The 20,770-nt window shown below is 63.0% G+C and carries 16 protein-coding genes and 1 other RNA gene; 8 read left to right on the forward strand and 9 right to left on the reverse strand.

Annotated features, from left to right (window positions below; translation table 11 throughout):
• Nucleotides 1-125: 125 nt before the first annotated feature.
• Complete coding sequence (locus GA566_RS03425; RefSeq protein ID WP_160471638.1) at nucleotides 126-1,430, reverse strand: hemolysin family protein; 1,305 nt, start codon at nucleotides 1,428-1,430, stop codon at nucleotides 126-128.
• Nucleotides 1,431-1,521: 91 nt separating this feature from the next.
• Complete coding sequence (locus GA566_RS03430; protein ID WP_137926661.1) at nucleotides 1,522-2,472, reverse strand: LysR family transcriptional regulator; 951 nt, start codon at nucleotides 2,470-2,472, stop codon at nucleotides 1,522-1,524.
• A 188-nt stretch (nucleotides 2,473-2,660) separates the two neighbouring features.
• Here GA566_RS03430 and GA566_RS03435 point away from each other — a divergent pair, with 188 nt between their 5' ends.
• From GA566_RS03435 to GA566_RS03450, 4 genes are all read left to right on the forward strand, one after another.
• Nucleotides 2,661-3,938, forward strand: a complete 1,278-nt coding sequence (locus tag GA566_RS03435; RefSeq protein WP_160471640.1) for a D-amino acid dehydrogenase — start codon at nucleotides 2,661-2,663, stop codon at nucleotides 3,936-3,938.
• Nucleotides 3,939-4,091: 153 nt separating this feature from the next.
• Entirely contained in the window at nucleotides 4,092-5,000 is a 909-nt protein-coding gene (locus GA566_RS03440; protein WP_137926659.1) for a glutamate/aspartate ABC transporter substrate-binding protein, read from the forward strand.
• 308 nt (nucleotides 5,001-5,308) lie between these two features.
• Nucleotides 5,309-6,115: a transporter substrate-binding domain-containing protein gene (locus GA566_RS03445; RefSeq protein WP_160471642.1), complete on the forward strand. Its 807-nt coding sequence runs from the start codon at nucleotides 5,309-5,311 to the stop codon at nucleotides 6,113-6,115.
• Nucleotides 6,116-6,215: 100 nt separating this feature from the next.
• Nucleotides 6,216-6,875, forward strand: coding sequence for an amino acid ABC transporter permease (locus GA566_RS03450; RefSeq protein WP_137926657.1), 660 nt, complete (start codon nucleotides 6,216-6,218; stop codon nucleotides 6,873-6,875).
• Between the two features lie 62 nt (nucleotides 6,876-6,937).
• Here GA566_RS03450 and cphA (GA566_RS03455) read toward each other — a convergent pair whose 3' ends face one another.
• Both cphA (GA566_RS03455) and cphA (GA566_RS03460) read right to left on the reverse strand, forming a co-directional pair.
• Nucleotides 6,938-9,508 (reverse strand): cyanophycin synthetase, encoded by a 2,571-nt coding sequence (gene cphA / locus GA566_RS03455; protein ID WP_160471643.1) that lies wholly within the window; start codon nucleotides 9,506-9,508, stop codon nucleotides 6,938-6,940.
• 32 nt (nucleotides 9,509-9,540) lie between these two features.
• A complete protein-coding gene (gene cphA, locus GA566_RS03460; RefSeq protein WP_160471645.1) occupies nucleotides 9,541-12,192 on the reverse strand; it encodes a cyanophycin synthetase in 2,652 nt (883 codons plus the stop codon).
• A 310-nt stretch (nucleotides 12,193-12,502) separates the two neighbouring features.
• On the opposite strand from cphA (GA566_RS03460), the gene GA566_RS03465 reads away from it, so the two are divergent.
• Both GA566_RS03465 and GA566_RS03470 read left to right on the forward strand, forming a co-directional pair.
• Entirely contained in the window at nucleotides 12,503-14,797 is a 2,295-nt protein-coding gene (locus GA566_RS03465; RefSeq protein ID WP_137926654.1) for an ABC transporter ATP-binding protein, read from the forward strand.
• 19 nt (nucleotides 14,798-14,816) lie between these two features.
• Complete coding sequence (locus GA566_RS03470) at nucleotides 14,817-15,287, forward strand: DUF1854 domain-containing protein (RefSeq protein ID WP_160471647.1); 471 nt, start codon at nucleotides 14,817-14,819, stop codon at nucleotides 15,285-15,287.
• A 74-nt stretch (nucleotides 15,288-15,361) separates the two neighbouring features.
• Here the strand turns inward: GA566_RS03470 and GA566_RS03475 are convergent, their stop codons facing one another.
• A complete protein-coding gene (locus GA566_RS03475) occupies nucleotides 15,362-15,766 on the reverse strand; it encodes a hypothetical protein (RefSeq protein ID WP_137926652.1) in 405 nt (134 codons plus the stop codon).
• A gap of 248 nt (nucleotides 15,767-16,014) precedes the next feature.
• Here GA566_RS03475 and GA566_RS03480 point away from each other — a divergent pair, with 248 nt between their 5' ends.
• The gene (locus GA566_RS03480; protein ID WP_160471649.1) at nucleotides 16,015-17,190 is read left to right on the forward strand and encodes a lytic polysaccharide monooxygenase; all 1,176 of its coding nucleotides are present in this window, start codon (nucleotides 16,015-16,017) and stop codon (nucleotides 17,188-17,190) included.
• Nucleotides 17,191-17,293: 103 nt separating this feature from the next.
• The gene (locus GA566_RS03485) at nucleotides 17,294-17,665 is read left to right on the forward strand and encodes a hypothetical protein (RefSeq protein ID WP_237380039.1); all 372 of its coding nucleotides are present in this window, start codon (nucleotides 17,294-17,296) and stop codon (nucleotides 17,663-17,665) included.
• Between the two features lie 74 nt (nucleotides 17,666-17,739).
• On the opposite strand, the gene ssrA is transcribed toward GA566_RS03485, so the two are convergent.
• The 4 genes from ssrA to ompA form a co-directional block, all read right to left on the reverse strand.
• Nucleotides 17,740-18,100: a transfer-messenger RNA gene (gene ssrA, locus GA566_RS03490) on the reverse strand.
• Nucleotides 18,101-18,188: 88 nt separating this feature from the next.
• Nucleotides 18,189-18,845: a phosphoglycolate phosphatase gene (gene gph, locus GA566_RS03495; protein WP_137926650.1), complete on the reverse strand. Its 657-nt coding sequence runs from the start codon at nucleotides 18,843-18,845 to the stop codon at nucleotides 18,189-18,191.
• Nucleotides 18,846-18,849: 4 nt separating this feature from the next.
• Nucleotides 18,850-19,593 carry a bifunctional 2-polyprenyl-6-hydroxyphenol methylase/3-demethylubiquinol 3-O-methyltransferase UbiG gene (ubiG, locus tag GA566_RS03500; protein WP_137926688.1) on the reverse strand — a complete coding sequence of 248 codons (744 nt, stop codon included), beginning with the start codon at nucleotides 19,591-19,593 and terminating at the stop codon, nucleotides 18,850-18,852.
• Between the two features lie 175 nt (nucleotides 19,594-19,768).
• The gene (gene ompA / locus GA566_RS03505) at nucleotides 19,769-20,425 is read right to left on the reverse strand and encodes an outer membrane protein OmpA (RefSeq protein WP_066739225.1); all 657 of its coding nucleotides are present in this window, start codon (nucleotides 20,423-20,425) and stop codon (nucleotides 19,769-19,771) included.
• Nucleotides 20,426-20,770: the final 345 nt, after the last annotated feature.

Genomic DNA, 20,770 nt, shown 5'->3' on the forward strand with positions numbered 1-20,770 from the left:
AAAGTAGTAAATCTCAAACCGACGCCTGCGCAAGCACGCGTCGGTTTTGTTTTTGGGCGATTGATTTTTACTGTGGTTTTGCTCCCCTCTCCCGCCTTGCGGGAGAGGGGAGCAAAAAACAAGGGTTACTCGGACGCCTTTGCCACCACCGGCAACCTCGACACCAGCAACTGGTCGATCTTGTGATGGTCGATGTCGAGCACTTCGAAGCGGTAGCCGGCCACGGTGATCGATTCCGATTTCTTCGGGATGCGTTTCAGCGCGTAGATGACCAGGCCTGCTGCGGTGTCGACATAGTCGTCGCCGGGCAGCGTTTCCAGTTCCAGCGCCTTCTTCAGGTCCACCAGCGGCGTGAGGCCATCCACGAGCCATGACGAGTCGTCGCGGCGCACGATCTGTTCGTCTTCGTTCGTGTAGAGGATGTCGCCCATCAGCGCGCCGACGCTGTCGTCGAGCGTGACGATTCCCACCACCAGTCCATATTCGTTCATCACGATCGCGAAGTTCTCGTGCATCTCGCGGAAGCGCGTCAGCGATTCGGATAGCGTTAGTGTGTCTGGAATCACGAGCACGTTCTTGTCGTAGTGCTTGCCGATATCGTCGAGCACGGCGGCGCTTTCGTTGGCCAGCAGCAGTTGCAGGATGGCCTTGGAGTCCATGAAACCGAGCACGTCGTCGATGCTCTTGCCGCAGACCGGATACTGGCCGTGCGGTTGCTTGACCAGCTTGCGGCAGATGCTGTCGGCGGATTCGTCGAGCGTCAGGAAGACCACGTCGTCACGCGGCGTCATGATTGCGGTGATCGGCTTCGAGTCCAGTTCGAATACGTTCTCGATCAGGTGCAGTTCATGCTTGTGCAGCACGCCGGCCTCGGCACCGGCATCGACCATTGCGGCGATGTCTTCCGTGGTGATCTGGTCCACGGGCTTGGTGGGAATGCCGAGCAGGCGCAGCATGGCGTCGGCAGCGGCATTGAAGACCCACACTACAGGCTTGAAGATCCGCAGCAGCATCAGCATCGGGCCGATGACCTGCACCGCGCAGGCTTCGGGGAATGTCATCGCGATGCGTTTCGGAATCAGGTCGGCGAACTGGATGAAGAGCAGCGTCACCACCAGGAACGAGCCGATATTGGCCACGCGTTGCGCGACCCCGGCATCCATATAGCTCAGCAGGAGTTCGTAGAGCAGGTCCGAGACGTGCTTTTCGCCGAGGATACCGGCCAGGATCGCCACGCTGTTCACGCCGATCTGCACGATCGTGAAAAAGTTGCCGGGCTCTTCCTTGAGCAGCAACACCTTGGTGGCACGGCGATCGCCGCGTTCGGAGAGGACTTGGAGTTTGGTGCGCCGGGCCGCGGTCAGGGCGATCTCGGAGATCGAGAAGAACGCGCTCGCCAGCACAAGAAGGATCAGGGTCAGGACGAACATAAGGTTTCACGCGCCGGTAGGGGCATGTCGATGATGGTGCCCCGCGCCGGGGCTGTCAATTGTCTGCTCACTCGTCAAATCGAATCGATCGTCAGCGTCCCGGCGGATCAAAGTGGACCAACGATGCTGCCAGCCGATCATCGAGCGTGGCGGCGAGCGCCCCAGCCGCAGCCGTGAACTGCGCGTGCATATCGTCGACGAGGCTCGACGCGCCGCGATGGCTCGCGCGCAGCATCTGGATCTCGAAGCCTAGTTCGGGCTGCACATCGTGCAGCGTCACGTGATCTGGGTTGGCGCTCAGCGCGGTGTACTGGTCGAGCAATGTCAGGCCGAGTCCGGCATCGACCAGCGCCAGCGCGAGCGAATAGGTTTGTACTTCCAGCGTGGAGTGTGGTTCCAGCGCATGGCGTGCCAATGTCTGCCGGACTAGCAGGCCGAGCGAACTGTCGTCGTCATAGCCGATGAACGGTCGCTCCATGACCTTGCGGATCGGCACCACGCCGCGCCGGCCCGCAGGCAACGGCTGCTCGCGCGGCACGGCCAGCAGCATGCGTCCGGTGGCGACGGGTTGGCTCGTAATCGCTTCGTGCAGCGGTGGGGAAAACGCGAATCCCACATCGATCTGGTTGGCGAGCAGCGCCGCGACGATCTCGTTCGTATGGTGCGTCAGCACCTGTACCTGCGTTTCGGGGTGTCGCGCGCAGAAGCGTCGCACGGCGGGGACTAGCAGCGGATTGGCCAGGCTAGGCGTCGCGGCCACGCGCAGGCGTCCCGCGCCCTTGTGCCGCAGGCTTTCGGAAACGCGCCGTACGCGCTCGATCTCGCCATATAGCCTTTCGACATCGCCATACAACGCCACGGCTTCGGGAGTCGGCTGGAGCCTGCCGCGTTGCCGATCGAACAGACGAAAGCCCAGCGACGCCTCGGCGTGCTGTAGCACGCGCGTGACGACGGGTTGGGAGACATGGAGCAGGCGGGCGGCTTCGCTGACGGTGCCTGTCAGCATCACCGCGCGGAAGACTTCGATCTGGCGCAGGCGCATCGTTGTGGTGCCAAGTGGTGACCGCCATGGTGCGTAGGCGGAAGGCGCAATGGTGCTTTGCACTACAGGGTAGACCCGTGGTGCGCACCTATAGCTTGAGGACATATTCTGGCACGTATTGGCATTGGGCAAGCGGCCGCGTGTGTTCTACGCTCTGGCCCATCGTTTTGATGGAAAGCAGGTGCAGAGTGCGAATCGCAATCGTGGGCGCAGGTGTGGTGGGCATGACCACGGCATGGCGACTGGCCAATGACGGGCATGAGGTGACGGTGGTGGAACGGCACACCGGGCCGGGCGAGGAAACCAGCTTCGCCAACGGTGGCCAGCTCAGCTACAGCTACGTGGCGCCGCTTGCCGGCCCTGGCGTGCTGTCGAAGGTGCCGGGGTGGCTGCTGGACCGCGATTCGCCGATGCGCTTCCGTCCGTCGATGGACCCGGGCCAGTGGCGCTGGCTGATGGCGTTTGTGCGGGCTTGCAATGCATCGACCAGCGAGGCCACGACGCGCAAGCTGCTGCGCCTGGCGTTCTATTCGCGGGATCTGATGCAGGCGTTCGTGGAACGGCCCGATGCCCGCGAGGAGGGTGGCGGTTTCGATTTTGCGCGGCGCGGCAAGCTTGTGGTGCATCGCGATACCGCCGCCTACGAGTCGGCTTGCCGGCTGCTCGATTACCAAGCCAGCCTGGGATGCGAACAGCAGGCGCTGGATCGTACGGCCACGGTGGCGCTGGAGCCGGCGTTGGCCGGTATTCAGGAAGATATCGCCGGTGCGATCTACACGCCGAGCGAGGAAGTGGGCGATTGTCATCGTTTTTGCGTATCGCTGGCCCATCTGTTGCAAGGCAATCCTGCCGTGACGCTGCGCTTCGGCACGCGGGTGACCGAATTGATGCGTCAGGGTGACCGGGTAACGGGCCTGCGCACCGATCAGGGCGAGATTGCAGCGGATGCCGTCATCGTGTCGGGCGGCATCGGCAGCGTGCCATTGCTGCGTCCGGCGGGTGTCCGGCCGATGCTGTGGCCGCTGAAGGGTTACAGCATCACGGTGCCGATCGCCGATGGCGTGCAGGCTCCGCATATCAGCGTGACGGACTTCGCCAACAAGATCGTCTATGCGCGCATCGGCAACACGCTGCGCGTGGCAGGGATGGCCGATATCGTGCGCGGCGGTGCAGTCATCGATCGCGAGCGCGCGCAGACGCTGGTGTCGCAGACGCGCGCGGTGTTCGGCAATGTGGCGAACGGCGCGGACCTCGACGGCCTGCAGCCATGGGCCGGATTGCGGCCTGCCACGCCAACGGGTTTGCCGATGGTTGGCGAATCTCGGTTACGCGGGCTGTGGCTGAACCTCGGTCACGGCGCGTTGGGTTTCACGCTGGCGATGGGCAGCGCGGGTCTGCTGGCGGATCAGTTGGCTGGGCGCCGCCCGGCCATCGATGCGGAAGATTTCAGTGCAGCGGCTGCCTAGCTAGTGCGAGTGGATGGCTGCAACACGGGTTGTACTGAAGATGTGAAGAAGTGGAAGTGTGAGTGATACGCGTAGTTGATACGCCGCAGTAAATACTCGGTAGTGAGATTGCCTCGTCGTGCCATTAAACCAAGCCCCTTGAAGGAGCGAATCATGAAGTCACTGTCTGTCCGTCAATTCCCCGTCCAACGCCTGCTGGCTGCGGCCGTCCTGCTCGGTGCCGCCGCTGGCGCCCATGCCGCCGATGGCGATACGCTCAAGAAGATCAAGGACAGCAACACGATTTCGCTGGGCTATCGCGAATCGTCGATTCCTTTTTCGTATTCCGATGGCAAGGAAGTCATGGGCTATTCGCATGACTACCTGCTGGCTATCGTCGACAAGGTCAAGTCGACGCTGAACATGCCGAACCTGCAGGTCAAGATGACGCCGATCACGTCGCAGAACCGCATTCCGCTGATGCAGAACGGTACGCTCGACATCGAATGCGGCAGCACCACGAACAATACCGAGCGTCAGAAGCAGGTGGCCTTCTCGAACAGCCTGTTCATCTACGGCATCCGCATGCTGACGAAGAAGGATTCGGGCGTGAGCGACTTCCCTGACCTCAAGGGCAAGAACGTGGTCACCACGGCCGGCACCACCGGCGAGCGTCTGCTGGTCAAGATGAACGGCGAGGGCTACAACATGAACCTCACCAGCGCCAAGGACCACGGCCAGGCGTTCCTGATCCTGGAAACGGGTCGCGCCGCAGCATTCGTGATGGACGAGCCGCTGCTGTACGGCGAACGTACCAAGGCCAAGAATGCAGGTGAGTGGGTTGTGGCCGGCACGCCGCTGCAGACCGAAAACTACGCTTGCATGTTCCGCAAGGACGACGCCCAGTTCAAGAAGCTCGTGGACGATGTGGTGGCCGACATCCAGAAGAGCGGCCGCGCCGAGAAGATGTACACCAAGTGGTTCCTGCAACCGATCCCGCCGCGCAACATCAACATGAACTACGCGCTGTCGCCGGAAATGAAGCAGCTGTTTGCCGCGCCGAACGACAAGGCGTTTCAGTAAGACACGGGCGCTACCCGTCGTTATGCGCTCCCCTCTCCCATGTCAGTGGGAGAGGGGTGGGGGAGAGGGCATGTGGTTCAAATTGCGGCATGTTGTTGATTGCACCGCTGGCCCTCTCCCCCAGCCCCTATCCCGCACGCGGGAGAGGGGAGTAAGTAAAGCCCAGTTATATAGCCATATCGAATCATTATTTCGCTTTCGATAGTGTTTGCGGTACCTTTGAGGCCGTTATAGGCTCATAGGGCCGCCGGCCTTCCTCTAAGAGAGGAGGGGCTCGGCAAAAGAACCGCATCCTTACTGGAGAACATATGCGAAAGATTCGATCGGGTTGGTTCAAGACGCTGCTGGTTACCGCACTGGTGGCGGGCGGCGTTTCCGCGACGGCAGCGCAGGCTGCCGACCTGCTGGACACCGTGAAGCAGGCCGGTGTCCTCAAGGTGGGTCTGGAAGGGACCTACCCCCCGTTCGGATATCGTGGTGCCAACAACGAGCTCGACGGCTTCGATGTCGACGTGGCGCGTGCCGTGGCCGCCAAGCTTGGCGTCAAACCGGAATTCGTGACGACCGAATGGAGTGCGATCATCGCCGGCCTGCAGGCGGGCAAGTTCGACATCATCGTCAATCAGGTCTCCGTCACGCCGCAACGCAAGCAGGCGCTCGATTTCTCCACGCCGTATGTGTACTCCGCCGCCCAGCTCATCCAGCGCAAGGACGACAAGCGCGAGTTCGCCTCGCTCGACGCGCTCAAGGGCCACAAGCTCGGCGTGAGCCTGGGCAGCAACTACAACGAATTGGCCAAGTCGGTGCCGGGCATCGACGTGAAGACGTATCCCGGTGCGCCCGAGTACCTGCGCGACCTGGCTTCGCAACGCGTGGATGCGGCGCTCAATGACCGGTTGATGGTCAACTACCTGATCAAGCAGGCCAACTTGCCGCTGCGTCCGGGCGCAGTGCTGCCGGGTGCCAACACCGAGGTCGCCATCCCGTTCCGCAAGGACAATCCCAAGTTCGCCGCTGCTATCGACAAGGCACTCGACGATCTGCGGAAGGATGGCACGCTGACCAAGCTGTCAAACAAGTGGTTTGCGTCGGACGTGACGAAGCCGCTCAAGTAAGAAAGCAATAGTGTGTTCGAACAAGGGGCTGGCAGCGGGCCGGCCCCGGCTTCACGTATGATCGCGGCATTCCGGTTTACGACTGCTTCCAGCCTCCGCCATGCCTGCCCTCCAGCTCGTCATTGATTCCCTGCCCGTACTGTTGCAGGGCACGCTGCTCACGCTGAAGTTCGCCGTGCTGTCGATGTTCTTCGGGCTGATAGTAGGAGTGGTGGTGGCGTTGATGGGCATCAGCCAGTTGCGGATCTTCACGATTCCCGCACGCATCTACGTCAGCATCATGCGCGGCACGCCGCTGCTGGTGCAGATCTTCGTGGTGTATTACGGCTTGCCGGGCATCGGCATTTCGCTGGAGCCTACGCCCGCTGGCGTGCTGACGCTGAGCCTCAATGTGGGCGCGTATCTCTCGGAAAGCATGCGCGGGGCGATTCTGGGCGTGGCGCGTGGCCAATGGCTCGCGGCGTACAGCCTGGGCATGACACCGCTTCAAACGCTTGGCTTCGTGGTGGGACCGCAGGCATTGCGGCTGGCGGTGCCGAGCCTCTCGAACAGTCTGATCAGCCTGATCAAGGACACGTCGCTGGTTTCGGTGATTACCGTGACGGAACTGCTGCGCACGTCGCAGGAAATCATCGCTGCAACCTACCAGCCCTTGCCGCTCTATCTGGCGGCCGCCGTCATCTACTGGATTCTGAGCACCGCACTGTCGGCGCTGCAGCATGTGATGGAGCGCCGGCTCTCGCTGCCGACGCGTCACTAAGTGGGAGCCTTCCCTCTCCGGGCGTGGAGAGGGAAGGGTACTGCCGGCGGATCAGTGGTCGATCACTGCCCCGCCACGCGCTTGGCGATGTGGTCCAGCGCTTCCTCGACCTGATCGATCAGGATCAGGCACAGGTCGCCGGGCTGCAGGCGGGCCAGCGCGGTATCGATGGCAAGAAACTCGCCACGGATTTCCTCGATATGGCGGGTACGTTGCGCACCCACCAGACCCTCCTGCAACAGGGCGAGCACTTCGCCATCCTCGCGGCCCCGCTGGCACTGATCCTGATACAGCAGCACATCGTCGAATGCGCCGCCCAGGATCTGCGTCTGCTTGCGGATGTCCTCGTCGCGACGATCCCCCGCGCCGCTGATGACCACCACGCGCTGCTTCGACGGCATCGACTGCACGGCGTTGCACAACGCCTGGATCGCGTCCGGGTTGTGTCCGTAGTCGGCAATCAGTGTTGCGCCCTTGTAGTCGAACACGTTGAAGCGGCCCGGCGCCGTGGCGGAGTCGCTCACAAACGTGGCCAGCCCGCGACGGATCACGTTCCAGTCGATGCCAAGTGCCCATGCCGCAGCAATCGACGACATCGCGTTTTCCACCTGGAAGCCGATCGAGCCATTGCGCGTGAGCGGGATATCCGCGAGCGCAAAGCGCGCCACGGTCTCGCCTTCGGTGGCCACGATCTCGTCGCCTTCGACGAACACCACGCGCTTGCCCTGCGCGCGATGCAATGCCATCGTCGGCAGGCCGGCATCGTGCGCGAAGAAGGTGACGGTGCCCGGGCAGGCATCGGCCATGCGCACGACCATCGGGTCTGCGGCATTCAGCACGGCCATGCCATGCGGCGCCACGTTTTGCACGATCACGCTCTTGAGCACGGCCAGGTCTTCCACGGTGCTGATGTACGACAGCCCCAGGTGGTCGCCTTCGCCCACGTTGGTCACCACGGCCACGTCGCAACGGTCGAACGCCAGGCCTTCGCGCAGCAGCCCGCCACGCGCGGTTTCGAACACGGCGGCATCCACGTCGGGGTGCAGCAGCACGTTGCGCGCACTGCGCGGTCCGCTGCAGTCGCCGGTGTCGATGCGCTCGCCACGGATGTAGACGCCGTCGGTGCCGGTCATGCCCATGCGCAGCCCGTTGGAGGCCAGCAGGTGCGTGATCAGGCGGACGGTCGTGGTCTTGCCATTGGTGCCCGATACGGCCACCACGGGAATCCGGCCATCGTCGCCATCGGTGAACATCGTCGAGATGATGGCTTCGCCCACCGCGCGGCCCTTGCCGTACGACGGCTGCAAATGCATGCGCAGCCCCGGCGCGGCGTTGACTTCGACGATGCCGCCCGCCTGTTCCTCGAATGGCTTGAGCATCGTCTCGCAGACAGCGTCCACGCCGCAGATGTCGAGCCCGACCATCTGGGCTGCGGCCACGGCACGCGCGGCGATGTCCGGATGGACGTCGTCGGTCACGTCGGTGGCGCTGCCACCCGTGGACAGGTTGGCGTTATTGCGCAAGACCACGCGCGTGCCCTTGGCCGGCACGGCATCGGCGGTCAGGCCCTGCTTGGCCAGCGTGGCCAGTGCGATGTCGTCGAAGCGGATCTTCGTGAGCGAGGTGGCATGGCCTTCGCCACGGCGGGGGTCGCGGTTCACTTCGTCCACGAGTTCACGCACCGTATGCTTGCCATCGCCAATCACCTGGGGCGGATCGCGGCGCGCCGCGGCCACGAGGTGCTTGCCCACTACCAGCAAACGGAAGTCGTGACCGGGGATGTAACGTTCCACCAGCACATCGGAAGAAATATCGGCCGCCACTTCATAGGCCGTCATGACTTCCTCGCGCGTGCGGATGCGCACGGCCACGCCCTTGCCCTGGTTGCCGTCGCGCGGCTTCACCACGACCGGACCGTTGATTTCCTGCGCGGCCGCCCAGGCTTCATCGGCACTGCGTACGGAGCGGCCCAAGGGCACCGGTACGCCAGCTGCGTGCAGCAGCGCCTTGGTCAGTTCCTTGTCCTGCGCGATCGATTCGGAGACCGCGCTCGTCATGTCAGTCTCGGCGGCCTGGATGCGGCGTTGCTTGCTGCCCCAGCCAAACTGCACCATCGAGCCCTGCGTCAGGCGGCGATACGGAATGCCGCGCGCAACCGCTGCGTAGACGATCGAACCCGTGCTCGGGCCCAGTCGCACGTCCTCGTCCAGTTCGCGCAGGCGATGCAGCGCATCGTCGAGATCGAACGGCTGGTCGTCGCGTGCGGCCAGGCAAAGTTTCTCGGCCAGTTCGAACGCCAGGCGGCCCACTTCCTCTTCGCTGTACTGCACCACCACCTGATAGGTGCCCGGTTCCAGCGTAGGCGCCGCGTGGCTGAAGGTAACCGGGCAGCCGGCCGCAGCCTGCAGGCCCAGCGCAGCGGCTTCGAGCGCATGCGCCATCGAGGGCGAGCCAGCTTCCTCGTCGGGACGCATCGGGCCGATGCCCGGGAAGCGCGCGCGCAGACGCTCTTCGAAGCCGGGCAGTTCGGCCAGCAGATGGGATTGGTCGGAACACGCCACGATGGCTTCGATGGCGGTGTGTCGGCACCAGAGATTCGGGCCACGCAGGGCCCGGATGCGAGAAACTTCCATAGACTATTTATCCGTTGTTCTTCCGGCCGGATTCACGCGCGGCGTCCGCTGCGGCCCATCCACTGATGTACCTGCTCGACCGTGCTCTCGACCGATGCCTCGTCGCACTGGAGCACCAGCAGGTCCCCGGCCACCAGTTGCGACAGCGCAGCTTCCACAGCCACGCTACGCTTGCCTTCGTCGATGATCTTGGTCACGCGGCGTCCTTCATACAGGCCCTTCTTGAGCAGGGCGCGCGCCTCGGTCTCGGGCAGGTCGCGGCGTACGCTCAGGTCTTCGCACAGGAACACCCGGTCGAACGTCTTGCCGATGACCTTGCCCTGCGCCACGATGTCCTCGTCGCGGCGTTGCACGCCTGCGCCGAACACCAGCAGGCGCCGCTCGGACGGAAAGCGGTCCAGCGCGGCAGCCAGTGCCGTCAAGGCCGGCGCATTGTGCGGATCGTCGACGATGACGGTGGCGCCATTGCGCTCGAACATCGTGAAGCGGCCCGGCACGTCCACCTGGCCCACATCGAACGTGACCACGCCCGCGCGGATCAGGTCATTGGAGATGCCCAGCGCCCAGCCCGTGGCCACGGCGGCCAGCACGTTTTCGATCTGGAACGCGACACGGCCCGCGTACGTCAGCGGAATCGCCGAGACATCGGTCAGCGCGGTTTCGTTGTTGCCCGTGGCCAGCACCACCTTGCCTTCGCGTACGAACACCGTGCGCTTGCCCGCAGCGCGATGCGCGGCGATGGCCGGCACATCGGCGGACAGGCCGAAGAAGATCACGTCGCCATCGCACAGCTCGGCCATTTCGACCAGACGCGGATCGGCGCCATTGAGCACGGCCGCGCCGGTCTGCAGCACCACGTCCACCTGCGTGCGCAGCACGTTATACATGCGGTCTTCGTCCTCGACGTAGTAGTCGCCGAGGTGATCGGGCTGGCCGAAGTTCGTGATCACGCCCACCTGGCAGCGGTCGTAGGGCAGGCCCTGCGACAGGATCATGCCGCTGTCGTTTTCGAACACGGCGGCTTCCACTGCGCGGTTCATCAGGATGCGGTGACCGGCATCCCAACTGGCCTTCTCGCCACGGTCACCGCTTTCCACGCGGCGGCGGTCCAGGAACAGGCCGTCGCTGCAGGCCAGACCCGTATGTTTGCCGGAGAGTTGCAGCAATCGTGCGACGAGCTTGGCGACCACGGTCTTGCCGTTGGTGCCCGCAATCCCCACCACGGGGATGCGGCCATCGTCCTCAACGCCATTGCGGTTCGGGAACAGGTGATCGACGATCGCGCGGCCAACGGGGCGCGGTTCGCCATCGGCGGGCTTGATGTGCATCAGCAGGCCCGGACCGGCGTTGACCTCGACGACGGCGCCGCGCTGTTCGGCCAGCGGTCGCGAGATATCCTCGGCCACCAGGTCCACGCCGGCGATGTCGAGTCCCACCACGCGCGCAGCCAGCGCGGCATGGGCCGCCACGCTCGGATGCACGCGATCCGTGACGTCGAACGCCACGTTGCCGTTGCGCTGGATCAGCACGGTACGGCCCTCGGCCGGCACGGCGCTGCCATCGGCGTAGCCCTGGCGCTTGAGTTCCAGACGTGCCGCGGAATCCAGGCGCACGCGGTTCAGCGGATGGTCTTCGGTGCTGCCGCGACGCGGATCGGCGTTGATTTGCGATTCGATCAGTTCGTCGATGCTCTGCTTGCCGTCACCGACGACCGAGGCGGTCTCGCCCATCGCGCAGGCCACCATGCGGCCGCCCACGATCAGCAGGCGGTGCTCGTTGCCCGGAATGAAGCGTTCGACGATGACGCCATTGCCTTCGTCGATGGCCACGGCATAGGCCGTTTCCACTTCCTCGCGCGTCATCAGGTTGGTGAAGACACCACGGCCGTGGTTGCCGTCATAGGGCTTGACCACCACCGGCACGCCGATGCTCTCGGCAGCGTCCCAGGCGTCTTCGGCACTGTCGACCATGCGGCCTTCCGGCACCGGCACGCCGCAAGATTCCAGCAAGCTCTTGGTCAGGTCCTTGTCGCGCGAAATCGATTCGGCGATGGCGCTGGTACGGTCAGTCTCGGCCGTCCAGATGCGACGCGAACGCGCACCGTAGCCGAGCTGCACGAGGTTGCCGTCCGACAGGCGGATCGACGGGATGTCCCGGTCATCCGCCGCGTCGACGATGCAGGCGGTGCTCGGGCCGAGGCAATGTTCGTCCACCAGCCGGCGCAGGTTGTCCACGGCCTCGGGCACGTCGAACGGGCGATCCTCGATGGCGGCCATGACCAGGTCCCGGGCAGTGAACAGCGCCGCGCGCGTCACCTGCTCGTGCCAGGCGCGCACGATCACCTTGTAGACGCCTCGCACCGGGGTCTCGCGCGCCTTGCCGAAGCCACCCGGCATGCCAGCCAGATTCTGCAGCTCCAGCGTGACGTGTTCCAGGATGTGTCCCGGCCACGTTCCTTCCTTGAGGCGCATCAGGAACCCACCGCGCACGCCGGGGCTGCAGCGGTGCTCGATCAGCGTCGGCAACCACGCCGACAACCGCTCGTAGAACCCCGGAATCTTGTTGGAGGGGAAATCCTCCAGTTCGCCGATGTCGACCCACGCCTCCAGCACTGGCCGATATGTCCACATATTCGGGCCGCGCAGCGACATGACATCGAAAATCTCAATGTCCTTCTTTTTCATTGATCTACTTTGAGGCAGTGGGCGAGCGCCCGAGAATTGGAAGCCTAACCTTTCAGTAACGTTACTGCACGCTCAGGGTTGACCCCACAGGCTCCAAAAACACCACGCTGCCGTGTTGTGCGGCGCAGCAGGAGTTCCGTTTGTTTGCGTTATGTATACTTGCGGGCAAAATTGCGGCCCGCCAGTCGGCAAGCTGCTGAAATTGTTTCAATTTATGTCCGAATCTGATCCTTTTCGGGTCATCCGGACGCGCATTTCACTCGTTTCTCCGCCAGTTTCCTAGCTTGTTTTCGTTTTCCAGCGCCAACAGATGACCCAAACCTCCCCGTCCGTCCCCCAACCCTCAGGCACCCCGGAACCCTGGGTCGCCGAGCTGGCCGCCAGCCTGGCACCCGGGGAAACTGTTCTGGCCGGGCTCCCACTGGATCTGGACGCGAGGCTGCATTTTACCCAAGGGTGGCTGATTGTGACGAATCGTCGTCTGATCTCTCGCACACCTGGAGAAAAATCGCTGCAAAGCTGGGACATTGCAACAGGGATGTCACTCTCGCACGGTGACCATGCAGGGGTAGGGACGCTGGAACTGGCCAGCGGCGCACAGCGGCTGGCCACCTGGCGCTATACGCTTGGTTACAATCCCGACGCGTTGCGTCTGGCCGACCAGTTCGAAACGCGCCTTGACGCGCTGACGACAGGTCGCACCGTCTCTGTCGAAGCAGATATCTGCCCCACCTGCAAGGCGCCGATTCCGGCAGGCGAAGAGCAATGCCCGCAATGCAGCCGCGAACTCGAAACGCCGCCTTCCACCTGGGCGCTGCTGCGCCTGTGGCGCTTTGCCCGGCCGTATCGCTGGGAACTGCTGGCCGGCTTCATGCTGCTGGTGCTCGGCACGGGTGCCACGCTGATCCCGCCGTACCTGACCATGCCGCTGATGGACAAGGTTCTGATTCCGTATCAGAACGGGGTGCCCATCGACTATGACCTGGTCAAGATGTACCTGGGCGGACTGCTCGGTGCGGCGCTGGTGGCATGGCTGCTGGGCTGGGCGCGCACCTATCTGCTGGCGCGTGTCTCGGAGCGCATCAGTGCGGATCTGCGCACCACCACGTACGAGCATTTGCTCAAGTTGTCGCTCGAATACTTCGGCGGCAAGCGCACGGGCGACCTGATGGCGCGGATTGGCTCGGAGAGCGACCGTATCAGCGTGTTCCTGTCGCTGCATCTGCTGGACTTCGCCACCGATGTGTTGATGATTGCGATGACCGCGATCATCCTGATTTCCATCAATCCGTGGCTCGCGCTCGTGACACTGGTGCCGTTGCCGTTCATCGCATGGATGATCCACCTGGTGCGTGATCGCCTGCGCCATGGCTTCGAGAAGATCGACCGGATCTGGTCGGAAATCACCAACGTGCTGGCCGATACGATTCCGGGCATCCGGGTGGTGAAGGCGTTCGCTCAGGAGAAGCGCGAAGTCACGCGCTTCCGTGAAGCCAACCGGCACAACCTCGCTATCAACGATCGCGTGAATGCGGTGTGGTCGCTGTTCACGCCGACCGTGACGATGCTGACCGAGGTGGGCTTGCTGGTGGTGTGGATCTTCGGCATCTGGCAGGTCAGCCACGACGCCATTACCGTAGGCGTGCTGGTCGCGTTCCTGACCTATATCAGCCGCTTCTATACGCGCCTTGATTCGATGAGCCGAATCGTCTCGGTCACGCAGAAGGCCGCGGCTGGCGCCAAGCGGATCTTCGACATTCTCGACCACGTATCGAGCGTGCCGGAGCCTCAGCGCCCGGTGCATATCGAGAACGTGCAGGGTGCCATCGAACTGCGCGACCTTGGCTTCCGCTACGGCAACCGTGCTGTGATCCGCAACCTGAACCTGTCGATTCGTCCCGGCGAGATGATCGGCCTGGTAGGCCATAGCGGCTCGGGCAAGAGCACGCTGGTGAATCTGATCTGCCGCTTCTACGATGTGTCTGAAGGCGCGATTCGCGTGGATGGTGTCGATATCCGCTCGCTGCCCGTCTCGGAGTTCCGCCAGAACATCGGCCTTGTGCTGCAGGAGCCGTTCCTGTTCTTCGGCACGATCGCCGACAACATCGCCTACGGCAAGCCCGAGGCCACGCGTGAGGAAATCGTGGCCGCGGCCCGCGCGGCGCATGCCCACGAGTTCATCCTGCGCCTGCCGCACGGCTACGACTCGCTGGTGGGCGAGCGCGGCCAGGCCCTGTCTGGTGGCGAACGTCAGCGTATCTCCATCGCCCGCGCGCTGCTGATCAATCCGCGCATCCTGATCATGGACGAGGCCACGTCGTCGGTGGACACCACCACAGAGAAGGAAATCCAGAAGGCGCTCGACAACCTCGTGCAGGGCCGCACCACGATTGCCATTGCGCACCGTTTGTCGACGCTGCGCAAGGCCGATCGCCTGGTGGTGATGGATCGCGGCCAGATCGTCGAGGTAGGTAACCACGACGAACTGCTGGCGCGCGAGGGACACTACTACAAGCTCTACCAGGCGCAGGCGCGCAACGTGGATGTCGAGGATGCCAGCGTTGGCGACCGCAGCGAAACGGCCGAGACGATCGGTGCCCAATAACCCATCATTTGGATCGGCCATGCAGACGCCTGAATTCACCCTGACCCGTAATCGCCTCGGCAAGCTCCTGATGACCATGGCCGATGGTACGCAACATGAAGGCGTGGTGCCGGTGCGGGCGTTTCCGATTTCCGCATCGGAAGATGGCCTCGGCCTGATGAGCACCGACGGCCGCGAACTGGCCTGGATTCCGCGCCTCGATCTGCTGCCTGCGCAGATTAGCGAACTGATCGAGGCGGAACTTGCCGGGCGGGAGTTCATGCCCGAGATCGAGAAGATCCTGGGCGTGTCCACCTATGCCACGCCGAGCGTGTGGACCGTGAAGACCGACCGTGGCCAGACCGACCTCGTGTTGCGCGGAGAGGAGGATATTCGCCGGCTCACGGGCAATACGCTGCTGATCTCGGACAGCCACGGCATCCACTACCTGATTCGCGATCAGCTCACGCTGGACAAGCCAAGTCGGAAGATTCTGGACCGATTCCTCTGATGCGGGGAGGGCGGTGAAAGGAAAAACGGCACGCGCAAGGCGTGCCGTTTTGCTTTGGCATGGCCGATGCCGGTTCAGTGCAGCATCGTGGACGAATCGTCGTCGTCCTCTTCCCAATCTTCGTAATCGAGTGTCGTCTCGGGAGACAGGTCCCAAATCATCGAGTGGTACTTGACCGAGAACCACTTGCGGAACATGTCCAGCGAGAGGGTCGCGGGCCACAGTGATTCGTCGAACCATTCTGCGAGCATGAATTCGAACATGGCGCGCCAGCGTTGCTCGACCCACTGCTGCGCATTCTCAGGGGTGTCGGCGGCGTCCTCGGGCAGCAGGAACACGCTGGCATCGTCGCGCACGGCTTCCACCGAGAGCGTAGGCGGGGGCTCGGGATCGACGGCGAGGATCCAGTCAACGAATGGCTGCTCGGGCAGCAGGATGACCATGGACCGGTTGATGGTGAAGCGTGGGTGATCGGACATGAGGAGAGGGCGTGAGAGCATCGACGGGCTATTGTAGCGCCCGCTGTCGGGCGCTCGTCCGATTCGTTCTCAGATAGGTTGCCGGCATCGTACGCACGCAGGAATTGAAGCATCGCAAGACTTTGATGCTTTAGGAGGTTTCCTATTTTCTTCGCACCTTGTAGCGGGTGAAATCGGCCCCGCCGCTTTCGGGTTCTCCATGGCGGTTGCAGTCTCGATCTCCCGACCCTTTTTTCTTCAGGTGCAATATGTCAAAGACAGTCATCATCCTCGCGGGGCTTGCCATGGGCGCCGCGCTGCCCACCTCGGCAATAGCTCACGGAACCATGGAACTGCCGGTCAGCCGCGTGCTGAACTGCTACAACGAAGGTGCAGAGAGTCCGAAGTCAGGCGGCTGCAAGGCCGCCCGCGCGGTGGGCGGCGCGCAGCAGTTCTATGACTGGAACGGAGTGCGGCAGGGCGGTGCGAACGGTGACCACAAAGCGGTTGTAGCCGATGGCATGCTGTGCTCGGGCGGCTCCTCGCTGTTCCGTGGCCTTGACCTGCCGCGCGGCGACTGGCAACAGACCTCGATCGTACCGACACCGGCAGGCGACTACACGTTCGTCTGGCGCGCCACGGCCCGCCATGCCACACAGTATTTCAAGTACTACATCACGCGCGACGGCTGGGACCCGTCAAAGGCGCTCGCCTGGAGCGATCTTGAAGAGTTCGCCTCGGTGCCCGGCTCGTCCGCGACCAACGAGGGCGGCCGGTATCGCATGAACGTGCGACTGCCCGCTGGCAAGAAGGGCAGCCACATCATCTACAGCGTCTGGCAGCGCAACGACAGCCCCGAAGCGTTCTACGCGTGCGCCGACGTGAAATTTCCCGGTGATGGGGTCGCCGCACCTTCCGCCGGCTGGGAAGACCAAGGACCGCTCGTTGCAGCAGGAGATCTGGCGGCGGGCACCAGGTTGACCTTCCGCGTGATGGATGCCTCGGGCCGTGACATCGCCAAACACACGGTCGATGTGGTGGCAGGACGCACGGGCGCCGATGCCTGGGCCTTCCAGCTCGCGCAGAAGGTCAACGCCGAATCGCACGTCTTCCGCATCGGCGAACTCCAGTCGCGGAACGGTGTGGCGAACGTCGTGCCGCAGACCTCGGCAACGCAGAACCGGGTCTACCTGGGCAAGGGCTATGAGGGTTACAAGTTCGAGGTGGACAAGGAAGCACCGTCGTCCGGTAACGGTGCCACTGGCAATAGTGGCAACGCAGGCGCGAAAGGCGGCATGCCTTGGGCCGAAAACGTATCGTACGAAATCGGACAGGTGGTGACGTACAACGGTCGCCGCTACGCTTGCCGACAACGTCATACGGCTTGGGCAGGTGCTGGCTGGACCCCAGCGGCCACGCCGGCTCTGTGGCGCATCGTCCGCTAACTGTTGTATTTGCGCTGAAAACTGCTGCGATCTATACCGATCGCTACAGTTTTCGGCGTCAATTGCCGTCATTGAATTTCGACACGGGATTTGGAGACGGGCAATGAGTCTTTCGTTTCACCTGTTGGGCAGCACGCCAGAACCGGATATGAGCGAGCGCTTTGCAGAAGCAGAAAAAATAGAGAACCGCGAAGCGCGCTGGACCGCACAGGCAGAAATCGCCCTCGATACGGGTGACATGTACCTGGTGGGCCTGGTGCTGTTCAAGGCCATCCAGGAGTTCGGCGTTGACGGCTTTGCCGAGCGCTCGGGCATGGAAGCCACGCGCCTGCAGCGGTTGTGGATGCCGGGCATGATCCAGTCGGTGGACCACGCCGGCCACATGTTCGCGTGGCTGGGCGTCACGCTGCCCGTGGAGCGCTTCTACAAGGCACGACTGGATAGCTTGCCGGCGACGGGTGCCGTGATGCACTGACGTGGCGCTGCCGCCCGCGAAGCGTGGCCAGAAAAGGAAAAACCCAACCGGTGAAGGTTGGGTTTTTTTGTGTCTGGTGGAGCCGGCGGGAATCGAACCCGCGTCCGCAAGCCCTCCACAGAGAGTTCTACATACTTAGTTCTGTCATTTGATTTAACCGGCGCATCGCGGACGAACACGCTCTACGACGGCGAGTCACTAGGTTTTCGTCCTCGGGCCCGTGACACTCCCGAAGCTTATCTGACGTAAATGACCTCGCTGGTTCTTGCGAACCCTAGCCCGTCAGCGAGCCAGTGCGAGGACGGCTAGCCCTTAGGCAGCCAGTGCGTAACGTTCGTCGTTAGCAGTTATTGCATTCCCATTGATTAACGAGGTGACGGGTCCTCGGTATGCCCTCCACTGCTTTGTAACCCACGTCGAAACCAGGTCGGCCCCAATGTGCGTAGTCAAACGCGAAAGAACCGCGATTGTACTCCGTTTCGACGCCGCTGGCGCACGGTGGTTCCTTCTGGGCTACGGGGACTCAGCGAAGCAGCGTCAGCAGCTCCGACGGATGCTGGATCAGGTAGTCGGCGTGCCAGGTCTCGGGCGGCTCGGCGTCGCCGCAATAGCCGTAGGCGGCGGCAACGGTTGCCATGCCCGCGGCCTTGCCGGCCTGGATGTCGCGCAGGTCGTCCCCAACGTACAGGCAGCGGGTCGGGTCCACGCCGCTCACTGCGGCGGCGTGCAGCAGGGGGGCAGGGTGGGGCTTGGCGTGTGCGGTGGTGTCACCGCTGACGACGGCTGAAGCGCGCGGTGTCAGGCCGATGGCGTCTACCAGCGGCACGGTAAAGCGGGCGATCTTGTTGGTGACGATGCCCCAGCGTATGCCGTCGGCTTCCAGGGCCGCGAGCACCGTGTCCATGCCGTCGAACAGCCGCGTATGCACGGCGATGTCCGCTTCGTAGTAGTTCAGGAACGTATCGCGAAGCGCGGGGAATTCCGGATCTTCGGGTCGCTTGCCGAACGCGACGCCAATCAGTCCGCGCGCGCCATGTGAGGCGACGGGACGGAGTTTCTCGTAGGCGACCGGGTCCCGCCCGTGCTCCACGACAAGGCGGTTGGCCGCCGCGGCCAGGTCCGGGGCGGTGTCGGCCAGCGTGCCGTCGAGATCGAAGAAAACTGCGTCGAATGTTGGCATCGTTTTAGCGTGGCTTGCGGAATGCCATCATGTAGTTGACGTCAGTATCACGGCCCAGCGCATAGACCTGCGTGATCGGGTTGAAGGTCATGCCGCGCATCTCGATGAGCTCCAGGCCGACTACGCGGGCAAAGCGGGCCATTTCCGAGGGCGTGATGAATTTCTCGAAGTCGTGCGTGCCGCGCGGCAGCATGTTGAGGACATACTCGGCGCCGACGATTGCCAGCAGATATGCCTTCAGGTTTCGGTTGATCGTCGAGAGGAAGACATAACCGCCCGGTTTGACCAGCGCGGTGCAGGCGCGCACGATCGACTGCGGATCGGGCACGTGTTCGAGCATTTCCATGCAGGTCACCACGTCGACGCTGGATGGCGCGCGCGCGGCCAACGCCTCGACGGCGATCTCTTCGTATGTCACTGCCACCCCGGATTCCAGGCTGTGCAGGTCGGCCACCTTCAGTGCCTTCGTTGACAGGTCGATGCCGCGGACCGTGGCGCCCAGGCGCGCCATGCTTTCGGACAGGATGCCGCCGCCGCAGCCGACGTCGATGACCTGCTTGCCCGAAAGGCCGGCGATACCATCGATCCAGCCGAGCCGGAGCGGGTTCAGGTCATGCAGCGGCTTGAACTCGCTATTCGGGTCCCACCAGCGGTGAGCGAGCTCGCTGAACTTGTCGATCTCTTTCGGATCGGCGTTGAGCCCGGGGCGGGAATCGAGCGAGGAGGTGAGCGTGGACGAATGCGACATCTTAAGGCCGGGCGACCGGCGGTCTCGTGAGAAGGCTGCGGCAACTTTACCAAAAAACCAGAGCCGCATTGGCATGCGAGGCGGAGATGCGCCTGGTTTTCCAGTGGAAACACGGAAGGCATAAACGAAAAAAAGCCCAGCTTGCGCTGGGCTTTCTTCATCGGAAGCGTTCCGATTAACGTGCGCTGCGGGTGCCGACCACTTCGACTTCCACGCGGCGGTTCGGCTGCTGGCAGGCGATCTGAGCGGTGCGGTTGCCCTTGCACGACTTCGGATCAACCTTCAGCTGGCGCTTGCCCTTGCCTTCGGTGTAGACGCGGTTGGCTTCGACGCCCTTGCTCACCAGGTAAGCCTTGACCGATTCAGCACGACGGATCGACAGGCGATCGTTGTACTTGTCCGAACCGAACGAGTCGGTGTGGCCAACGGCGATGATGACTTCCAGCGTGATGCCTTGCAGCTTCGAGACCAGGTCGTCCAGCTTGGCCTTGCCTTCGGGCTTCAGAACAGCCTTGTCGAAGTCGAACAGCGTGTCAGCAGCGAAAGTGACCTTCTCGCTGGACACAACCGGCGGTGCCACCGGGGTCGGTGCCGGAGCCGGAGCAGCAGCCGGAGCCAGTGCGCCATCGCACAGGGCATTGGCCGTTGCCGGGGTCCAGGAGCTGTCGCGCCAGCAGAGCTCGTTCGTGCCATTCTTCCACACGTACTCGCTCGTACCGTTGCCCCAGTTATCGTTCACGGCCTTCTTTTCATAGGGGACGGACTGGGCTTGAGCGGATGCAGCCATTACTGCGGTAGCTGCAACGAGTGCGAGCTTGGCAAATTTTTTCATATTTCTCCTCTCAGGATGAGATCACCGCAGGGTTACTGCGAGCAAATGGACGAAAACAAGTCATACATTCTTCGGAGTATAACATTCGCGATGTGGAGTATGCTCCACTTCGAACAATGTCTGGCTCTTCGCTGGGGAATTGTGCCACAAGGCTCGTTTCCTAAGAAGTAAATATATTCGATCTAACCACGTGGTTTTGGGCCTGTGGTGTTTGTGCAACATCGGACTTGCGGCGCCTGCAAACCCTTGTCCTGTATGGGTTGCCGGGTAGGGGGTTTCGGTATCCGGGGCGTTTGGAGAGGCTCCGGACGGGGTCCTCGGGGGAGGGCGGGAAGGGGTTGCGCG

The sequence above is a fragment of the Cupriavidus sp. SW-Y-13 genome (genome assembly GCF_009793345.1).
GTDB lineage: Bacteria > Pseudomonadota > Gammaproteobacteria > Burkholderiales > Burkholderiaceae > Cupriavidus.

Excerpts from the sequence above, each read along its gene's own strand:
- GA566_RS03425 (WP_160471638.1), bottom strand. The coding sequence starts at position 1,430 with ATGTTCGTCCTGACCCTGATCCTTCTTGTGCTGGCGAGCGCGTTCTTC.
- GA566_RS03430 (WP_137926661.1), bottom strand. The coding sequence starts at position 2,472 with ATGCGCCTGCGCCAGATCGAAGTCTTCCGCGCGGTGATGCTGACAGGC.
- GA566_RS03440 (WP_137926659.1), top strand. The coding sequence starts at position 4,092 with ATGAAGTCACTGTCTGTCCGTCAATTCCCCGTCCAACGCCTGCTGGCT.
- GA566_RS03445 (WP_160471642.1), top strand. The coding sequence starts at position 5,309 with ATGCGAAAGATTCGATCGGGTTGGTTCAAGACGCTGCTGGTTACCGCA.
- GA566_RS03450 (WP_137926657.1), top strand. The coding sequence starts at position 6,216 with ATGCCTGCCCTCCAGCTCGTCATTGATTCCCTGCCCGTACTGTTGCAG.
- cphA (WP_160471643.1), bottom strand. The coding sequence starts at position 9,508 with ATGGAAGTTTCTCGCATCCGGGCCCTGCGTGGCCCGAATCTCTGGTGC.
- cphA (WP_160471645.1), bottom strand. The coding sequence starts at position 12,192 with ATGAAAAAGAAGGACATTGAGATTTTCGATGTCATGTCGCTGCGCGGC.
- GA566_RS03465 (WP_137926654.1), top strand. The coding sequence starts at position 12,503 with ATGACCCAAACCTCCCCGTCCGTCCCCCAACCCTCAGGCACCCCGGAA.
- GA566_RS03470 (WP_160471647.1), top strand. The coding sequence starts at position 14,817 with ATGCAGACGCCTGAATTCACCCTGACCCGTAATCGCCTCGGCAAGCTC.
- GA566_RS03475 (WP_137926652.1), bottom strand. The coding sequence starts at position 15,766 with ATGTCCGATCACCCACGCTTCACCATCAACCGGTCCATGGTCATCCTG.
- GA566_RS03480 (WP_160471649.1), top strand. The coding sequence starts at position 16,015 with ATGTCAAAGACAGTCATCATCCTCGCGGGGCTTGCCATGGGCGCCGCG.
- GA566_RS03485 (WP_237380039.1), top strand. The coding sequence starts at position 17,294 with ATGAGTCTTTCGTTTCACCTGTTGGGCAGCACGCCAGAACCGGATATG.
- gph (WP_137926650.1), bottom strand. The coding sequence starts at position 18,845 with ATGCCAACATTCGACGCAGTTTTCTTCGATCTCGACGGCACGCTGGCC.
- ubiG (WP_137926688.1), bottom strand. The coding sequence starts at position 19,593 with ATGTCGCATTCGTCCACGCTCACCTCCTCGCTCGATTCCCGCCCCGGG.
- ompA (WP_066739225.1), bottom strand. The coding sequence starts at position 20,425 with ATGAAAAAATTTGCCAAGCTCGCACTCGTTGCAGCTACCGCAGTAATG.